Here is a 7,632-nt window from a genome sequence, read left to right as displayed (position 1 = left end):
GTCCAGCCGGGCGGCCGCCTCGATCAGCAGGTCGAACCGCTTGGTCGGTACGAGCCGCCCGACCGCGCCGACGACCGGCTCGTCCGGGCCGATGCCGAGCCGGCGGCGGGTCGCGGCGCGGCGGGCGTGTAGCGGACGGGCAGCCCGGCGGCGAGGGCCTCCAGCACGCCGAGCCCGAACGTCTCCTGGACGGACGGCGCGGCCAGCACGTCCATCGCGGCGAGCGCGCCCGCGACGTCCGACGTCCCGCCGGTGAAGACCACCGGGACGCGGAGCTCGTGCGCGAGCCGCTCCAGCGCGCCGCGCATCGGCCCGGCGCCGACGAGCAGCAGCCGGGCGCCGTCCAGCCGGGCGGCCGCCTCGATCAGCAGGTCGAACCGCTTGGTCGGTACGAGCCGCCCGACCGCGCCGACGACCGGCTCGTCCGGGCCGATGCCGAGCCGGCGGCGGGTCGCGGCGCGGCGGGCGGCGTCGAACGCGAACGCGGCGGCGTCGATGCCGTTCGGGATCACGGCGATCCGGGCGGGCCGCACGCCCCAGCCGCGCAGCCGGGCGGCGACCGTCGGCGACACCGCGATCGTCGCGTGCCCGAGCCGCTCGGTCGCCCGGTACAGCGCCCGGACGCCGCGCGTCGTCGCGCGTCCCTCGATGTGCCCGTCGCCGAGCGAGTGCTCGGTGGCGATGACGCGGGCCGTCCCGGCGAGGCGCGCGGCGATCCGCCCGTAGACGCACGCCCGGTACAGGTGGGTGTGGACGACGTCGTACCGGCCGCGCCGGATGAGCCGCGCGAGCCGGGGCAGCGCCGCGAGGTCGCGGTTGCCGCGCATCCCGATCTCGTGGACGGGCACGCCGGTCCGGCGGATCTCGGCGCCGAGCGTGCCGGTCCGGGTGAGCGTCGCGACCTCGCAGGCGACCGGCAGGTGGCGCAGCAGCAGCGCGAGCTGGCGTTCGGCGCCGCCGTGCTCCAGCCCGGTGATGACGTGCAGGACGCGGGTCACACGTGGCTCCGGCGCCGCAGCTCGTGCCGGACGAGCTTGACCCGCAGCCGCAGCGGCCCGTCCCGGTCGCCGATGTAGGTGCGCGGCAGCGCGTGCCGGGACGGCTCCTCGGGGCGGATGTCGCACGCGTGGTCGTATCCGGCGGCGCGCACCGCCTCGACCTCGCGGGCGCCGGCGTGCCCGTAGGGGTAGGCGAAGCCGGTGACCGGCGCCTGGACGATGTCCTCCAGCGCGGCGCGGCTCTCCTCCAGCTCCTCGCGGAGCTCGGTGTCGTCGGTCTCGGGGAGGGACACGTGGTGGCGGCCGTGCGAGGCGACCTCCATACCGGCGCCGGCGACGGTCCGGATCTGGTCGGCGGTCATGAGCGGCTTGCGGGGGCCGTCGGCGTCCCAGGCGTTGTAGGTGCCGATCCGTCCGGACACGACGTAGACGGTCGCGCCGAACCCGTACCGCAGCAGCGCGGGGACGGCCCGGGTCGCGAAGTCGGCGTAGCCGTCGTCGAACGTCAGCCCGACGAGGCCGCGGGCCCGCCCGGCGGCGTGCGCGTCCAGCAGCTCGGCCATGGCGACGCCGCGCAGCCCGCGCGCCCGCAGCCAGGCGAGCTGGCGCTCGAACCTTCCCGGCGACACCGTGATCAGGTACGGGTCCTCATCGACGTGGTCGACCGAGTGGTACATCAGCACCAGCGGGGCCGGCCGGATCTCCTCCGCCGGGTGCGGTTCGGTGGTTCTCGCCGGCTGCGCGGTTCCCGCCGGCTCGGTCGGCTGGCTCACTGGTCTCCCCCGATTCGGTCCGGCCGCGCACGCTGCGGCGCGACCGCAAAGCGATCCATGGAGCAACGAGGTCGGGTCCCGCCAGGACGATCAGGACCGCGAAGACGGCGGTGGTCACGAGGCCGCCCACCGCGAGCTGGACGAGCGGCGGCAGCCCGGCGGCGGCGTGCGCGGTGAGGCCGCCCGCCGCGCAGGCCCCGGCGGCGGCGAGCACCAGCCGGGACACGTCGGCGGCGATCCGGCGCGGCGAGACCGGCGCGATGCCGCGCCGCAGCCCGCCGAGCAGCAGCACGGCGGCGAGCGTGATCCCGGCGGCGTTCGCGGCGGCGAGCGCGAGCGTCCCGGCGGACGCGGCGAAGGCGCCGCCGATCGCGGCGGTCACCGCGAGGCCGAGGCACAGCACCCGCGCCGGGCGCCAGGTCGGCCGCCGCTGCGCGAAGAACGCGCGGGCGGCGAGGCCGACCGCCGACTGCCCCCACAGCCCGAGCGCGTAGATCCGCATGATGGACGCGGTGCTCGCCGTGTCGTCCGCCGTGAACTCGCCGTGCTGGAACAGCACCCCGATGACGGCCGGCGCGAACGCGATGAGGAACGCGCTCGCGCCCAGGACCATCGTGCTGGCGACCACGAGGTCCTGCCGGATGCGGCGCGCGACCTGCCAGGTGTCGCCGTCCGCGGAGGCCCGTGCGAGCCTCGGGAACGTCACCGTCACGATCAGCAGCGACAGCACCATCGGGACCTGCGCGACCTTCTGCGCGTAGTTCAGGTGCGAGATGGAGCCCGCGGCCAGTTCCGAGCCCAGGAAGCGCTCGACGAACACCTGCGACTGCCGCGTGACCGTGTAGACGACGACGGGCGCCACCGCCGCGGCCCCGAGCCGCCATTCGACACCGTCCCCGCCCAGGGCCCGCACGGGCGGGCTGTCGCGCAGGCAGCGGGCGAAGGCCGGGGCCTGCACGGCGATCATCAGCAGGCTGCCGGCGGCGACGCCGACGGCGGCGCTGGTGATCCCGACGACGCCGGACAGTCCCGCGATCAGCGCGAGGATGCCCACGTTGTAGGCGAGGTAGATGGCGGCGGGCGGGCCGAACCGGTGGTGGGCGCGCAGCGCCGCGCTCATGAAGCCGGCGACGCCGAACGTCACCACGGTGATCGCGGTCAGCCGGACGCACTGGACGGCCGCGGCGCTCTCGTCCAGGCCGGGCGCGAGGACGTCCACCACGACCGGGGCGGCGGCGATGAGCGTGACGGTGATCAGCGACAGGCCGAGCACCATGCGCGGCAGCGTCGACCCGGCGAGCGGGCGCAGCCCGTCGCCGCGCGCGAGCAGCCGCGTGACGGCGGGGACCATGAGCAGCGCCATCGCGTCCTCGATGAGCAGCGGCGACACGGTCTCGGGGATCGTCCAGGCGACGAGGAACGCGTCGGTGCTGCGGCTCGCGCCGAACATGTGCGCCATCACGAGGTCGCGGGCGAAGCCGAGCCCGGTGCCCGCCGCGATGAGCACGCCCGACAGCGCGGCGGCGCGCCCGACGGAGTTCATCCCGCCGCCGGTCATTCCCGCACCGCCCCGAACGCGCGCGCGGCGACGGCGCCGATGACGATCGCGACGAGCGCGCAGGTCGGCCCGCCGAGGTCCGCGTACAGGAAGTTGACGAGCAGGAACGCCAGCAGGCCGAGGCTCGCGAGCCACAGCGGGTCGCGGACGCGGCGGCGCCTCCACAGCCCGCCGGCGAGCGCGGCGATCAGCGCGCCGAACCCGGCGAAGCCGACGATGCCCTGCTCGGACAGGAACAGCAGGTACTCGTTGTGCGGCGACAGCAGCGGCTGCCGCGCGTACCCGTTCACGGGGTCGGCGGTCTCGCTGCCGGACGACAACTCGATCGTGGCGTAGGTGTCGCGGTAGGCCGGGAAGTTCTTCACGCCGACGCCGGTGACGGGATGGTCCGCCCAGATCCGGACGGCGGCGGCCCACAGGGTGTACCGGTCGTCCACCGACTGGTCGGGATGGCTGATCGAGGACGCCATCGACTTGGACCGCTCGACGACGGCCTGCCCGCCGCCGCCCAGCACCGCGAGCATCATCACCATCAGCGCGGCGCAGCAGGTCAGCACCTTCACGGCCGTCCACCGGCTGAAGACGACCAGGGTGAGGACGGCGGCGGCGCCGAGGGCGAGCCATGTCCCGCGGCTCAGCGCGAGGGTGAGCGCGCCGGCCAGCACGGCGAGCCCGGCCAGCGCGGCCGGGACGGCGGCCGGTCCCCGGCCCGGCGCGGTCAGCGCGAACGCGGTCAGGATGAGGAACGCGAACCCGGCGACGACCGACATCGCCATCACGTCCAGGGCGCCGAACGTGCCGACGGCGCGGATGTTCTGCCCGCCCATCGACGCGCCGTTGCCGGTGACCGACTGCCAGATCCCGTACCCGGCCTCCGCCAGCCCGAGGCCGAGCACCGACGCGAGGACGATCGTGAGGTCGCGGCGGTCCCGGACGAGCAGCACGACGGCCAGCGGCACCAGCACGAAGACCTGCAGGTCGCGGACGAACCCGGCCATGCTCGACCCGATGTCCGGCGAATGCACGGTGCTGATCCCGAGGCCCGCGACCAGCGGCGCGAACGCCCAGAACGCCGCGCGCGGCATCTCGGCCCGCCCGGTGGCCAGGAGGAACGCGGCGACCGCGACGAGCGCGCAGCTCGCGATGTCGCCGGCGGTGACCTGCACGCCGGGGCCGAACGCCTCCGCGCCCGGCGGGATGCCGACGCTCGCCACGGCCGCGGCGATCAGCCGGCTCGGCCGGCCCGGCCGGTGGGGCCTGCTCGTCCGCCTCGGCGCCCGGCTCGGTGCGAGCGGCGGGGCGAGGACGGTCATCCGGCGTCCCGGCAGAGCATGGCCCGCGCGGTCAGCAGCAGGATCTTCAGGTCGCCGGCGAAGGACCAGTGGTCGATGTAGTGGTTGTCGAGCCGCGCCCGCAGCTCGATCGAGGTGTCGCCGCGGAAGCCGTGGATCTGCGCCCAGCCCGTCATCCCGACCGGGACGCGGTGCCGCAGCATGTAGCCGGGGCAGGTGCGGGCGAACTGCTCCACGAAATGGGGACGTTCCGGACGCGGCCCGACGAGGCTCATGTCGCCCCGGACGACGTTCCACAGCTGCGGGAGCTCGTCCAGCGACGTGTTGCGGAGGAAGCGGCCGACCCGCCCCATCCGGGCGTCGTTCTTGACCGTCCAGCGGGTGTCGGCCTCCTCCTCGTCCGCCGGCTTCAGCGTGCGGAACTTCAGCAGCACGAACTCCTCGCCGCCGAGCCCGATCCGCCGCTGCCGGAACAGCACGCCGGGGCCGCCCTCCAGCCGCACGGCCAGCGCGCACGCGGCGAGGACCGGCGCCGCGACGACGAGCAGCAGGCACGCCACCACGACGTCCAGGGCCCGCTTCGCGCGCCGGGCGGCGGGGTCGCCGAGCCGCCAGTCGACCCGCGCGCACGGCAGCCCGGCGAGGTACTCGCGCCGCACCGGCGCCACCGGCACCACGTGCGACGGCGGCTGGACGAGCAGCGTCTCGCACGGCAGCCCGAACGACATGCGCAGCACGGCGTCCAGCTCGTCGGGGTGCACGTCCTCGGCGACGACGACGAGCGTGTCGACCGAGTACTCCTCCACCAGCGCCGGGAGGTCGGACGTCTCGCCGAGCACCGGCGTCGACGCGGGACGTCCCGCCGCCACCTGCCCGATCGGCGACAGGCCGAACTCGCTGCGGTCCCGGAGGATGTCGACCATGTGCGCGGCCGTCCCGCCCGTCCCGACGACGAGCGCCGGACGCGGCCGGGCGCGGCGGCACCGGTACGTTCGGACGGCGGCGTTCATGAACGCCCGGAAGCCGAACGACATCGACGCGGACACCGCGACCGCCCACAGCAGCGCCGTCACCGGATGCGGCAGCAGGACCGCGGCGACCGCGCCGACCACGAGCATCCGGGCCAGGAGCGCCGGTGCGTCGGCCAGCAGCGACGGGCTGCGGCGCGTCCGGTAGAGCCCGCCGGAGGCGTTGAACACCACGACGCCCAGCGCCGCGAGCCCCGCGAGCATCCCGCCCCGCGACATGGAGACGCCGACGGCCATCGCCCAGCCGTCCACCACGGCGACGCACGCCGGGCAGAGGTCGGCGAGCGTCCGCGCGCCGCGCCCGGCGGGGACCAGCACGCCGGCGGCCATCGGCACGGCGTCCGCGGCGCCGGCGCCGGAGTCGATGGAAGGACTCAGCCCCTGGGCTCTCATCGCGCGGTCCCTTCACAGCCGAGAACTCACCTGGCGGGGGCCGTCGCTGGCGGCCACGCTCCAGCATCGCAACAGGTCAGTGCGGGGACCGCCGCTTTTAACCGGCCTCACCACAGTCTTGAAGAGAAGATCGACGGAGCGACCCGAGCGTCAGCGGACCACGAAAGATCCGCCGAAACGTCCCCCGCGGGCGAACCTTCGGGGGACGATGGACGTCCTAAGTGATCGGACGCCGCCACACGCGCCGCCCCGCCCTCGGACGGGACGGGAATAAAGGGCCGTTCCGTAAGCGATCTTGTTGCCGTCCCGCGACCCGCGGGCCCGGCGGGCTTTTGAAGGAGAACGGTGCGAGGAAAGGCGTTGGTGCTGGCGCTGGTCCTGGGACTGGCGGCCGCATGCGGCGGCGGCGACGGGGAGACCGGCGGCGTCACCGCGAAAGGCGGAGACGACGGCACGCCCCAGGTGACGATCACGCCGGCGGACGGCAACGGCAAGGCCCGCCCCGACGAGGGCGTGACGGTCACCGCCGCCGGCGGCGCGCTCGGCGCCGTCTCCGTCAAGCTGAAGGGCGAGGACGTCCCCGGGAAGCTGTCGGCCGACAAGACCAAGTGGCAGTCCACCTGGACGCTGCAGCCCGGCGGCCGCTACCAGGTGTCGGCCACCGCCACGTCCCCGAAGGGCAAGTCCACCACCGCGACCAGCGCGTTCCGCACCAGCCGCGCCACGGCCGCCACCCGCGTCAACAACGTCGTCCCGAGCCAGAACGAGACGGTCGGCACCGGCATGCCGATCTTCGTCCAGTTCAACAAGGCCGTCCCCGACAAGGCCAAGCCGCTCATCGAGCGCGCCACCGAGATCTCCTCCACCACCCCCACCGAGGGCGCGTGGCGCTGGCTGAGCGCCGGCGAGTCCTTCAACGGCCTCCCCTCGATGGTCTTCCGCCCGAAGCACCCGTGGAAGCCCCGCCAGCGCGTCACCGTCACCGTCCACTACGCCGGCCTGAAGATCGGCGCCGACGTCTTCGGCGACAAGGACGTCACCCACACCTTCAAGGTCGGTGACTCGCACGTCGTCAGCATCAACTCGAACACGCACCGGCTCACCGTCAAGAAGAACGGCCGCACCGTCCGCAACTGGGGCATCAGCCTCGGCGTCGGCGGCGACGTCCAGCGCGACGGCGTCGACCACCTGCTCACCACCAGCGGCGTCCACCTCACCATGGACCACGTCCGCCTGGAGCGCATGCGCCCGCCGGGCAAGAAGAAGGGCGACCCCGGCTGGTACGACGAGAAGGTCCCCTGGGCGACCCGCATCTCCAACAGCGGCGAGTACATCCACCAGAACATGGACGACCCGTCCTGCCTCGGCAACCGCAACTGCAGCCACGGCTGCGTCCGCTCCCCCGCCGCCGACGCCCAGTGGTTCTTCCACTGGTCCTACCGTGGCGACATCGTCAAAATCACCGGCACCAAGCGCAACCTCCAGTGGACGAACGGCTGGGGCTACTGGCAGCTGCCCTTCACCAAGTGGGCCAAGGGCAGCGCCCTCGGCAAGACCATCACCACCGCCAAGGCCTGACGACGGGGGGAG

At 74.5% G+C, this 7,632-nt stretch carries 6 protein-coding genes; 1 reads left to right on the top strand and 5 read right to left on the bottom strand.

Annotated elements, in window-relative coordinates:
* Positions 1 to 23: 23 nt before the first annotated feature.
* The 5 genes from E1284_RS36420 to E1284_RS36400 are packed head-to-tail and all read right to left on the bottom strand — an operon-like array spanning position 24 to position 6,042.
* Positions 24 to 998, bottom strand: a complete 975-nt coding sequence (locus tag E1284_RS36420) for a glycosyltransferase (protein ID WP_131944696.1) — start codon at positions 996 to 998, stop codon at positions 24 to 26.
* Positions 995 to 1,675 (bottom strand): polysaccharide deacetylase family protein, encoded by a 681-nt coding sequence (locus E1284_RS36415; protein ID WP_131944695.1) that lies wholly within the window; start codon positions 1,673 to 1,675, stop codon positions 995 to 997. Before E1284_RS36415 ends, E1284_RS36420 begins: the two co-directional genes overlap by 4 nt.
* Positions 1,647 to 3,314 (bottom strand): lipid II flippase MurJ, encoded by a 1,668-nt coding sequence (locus E1284_RS36410; protein ID WP_243714966.1) that lies wholly within the window; start codon positions 3,312 to 3,314, stop codon positions 1,647 to 1,649. Before E1284_RS36410 ends, E1284_RS36415 begins: the two co-directional genes overlap by 29 nt.
* A gap of 11 nt (positions 3,315 to 3,325) precedes the next feature.
* Positions 3,326 to 4,642, bottom strand: coding sequence for an O-antigen ligase family protein (locus E1284_RS36405; protein ID WP_131944694.1), 1,317 nt, complete (start codon positions 4,640 to 4,642; stop codon positions 3,326 to 3,328).
* Positions 4,639 to 6,042 (bottom strand): sugar transferase, encoded by a 1,404-nt coding sequence (locus tag E1284_RS36400; protein ID WP_131944693.1) that lies wholly within the window; start codon positions 6,040 to 6,042, stop codon positions 4,639 to 4,641. Before E1284_RS36400 ends, E1284_RS36405 begins: the two co-directional genes overlap by 4 nt.
* A gap of 345 nt (positions 6,043 to 6,387) precedes the next feature.
* Between E1284_RS36400 and E1284_RS36395 the strand changes: the two genes are divergently transcribed.
* A complete protein-coding gene (locus E1284_RS36395) occupies positions 6,388 to 7,620 on the top strand; it encodes a L,D-transpeptidase (RefSeq protein ID WP_243714965.1) in 1,233 nt (410 codons plus the stop codon).
* Positions 7,621 to 7,632 lie beyond the last annotated feature (12 nt).

The sequence above is a fragment of the Actinomadura bangladeshensis genome (genome assembly GCF_004348335.1).
GTDB classification, from domain to species: Bacteria; Actinomycetota; Actinomycetes; order Streptosporangiales; family Streptosporangiaceae; genus Spirillospora; species Spirillospora bangladeshensis.
This window is presented reverse-complemented; position numbering and strand designations above follow the sequence as displayed.

Bases quoted from the DNA above. Each gene is read 5' to 3' on its own strand.
- E1284_RS36415 (WP_131944695.1), bottom strand. From the start codon at position 1,675: ATGTACCACTCGGTCGACCACGTCGATGAGGACCCGTACCTGATCACG.
- E1284_RS36410 (WP_243714966.1), bottom strand. From the start codon at position 3,314: ATGAACTCCGTCGGGCGCGCCGCCGCGCTGTCGGGCGTGCTCATCGCG.
- E1284_RS36405 (WP_131944694.1), bottom strand. From the start codon at position 4,642: ATGACCGTCCTCGCCCCGCCGCTCGCACCGAGCCGGGCGCCGAGGCGG.
- E1284_RS36400 (WP_131944693.1), bottom strand. From the start codon at position 6,042: ATGAGAGCCCAGGGGCTGAGTCCTTCCATCGACTCCGGCGCCGGCGCC.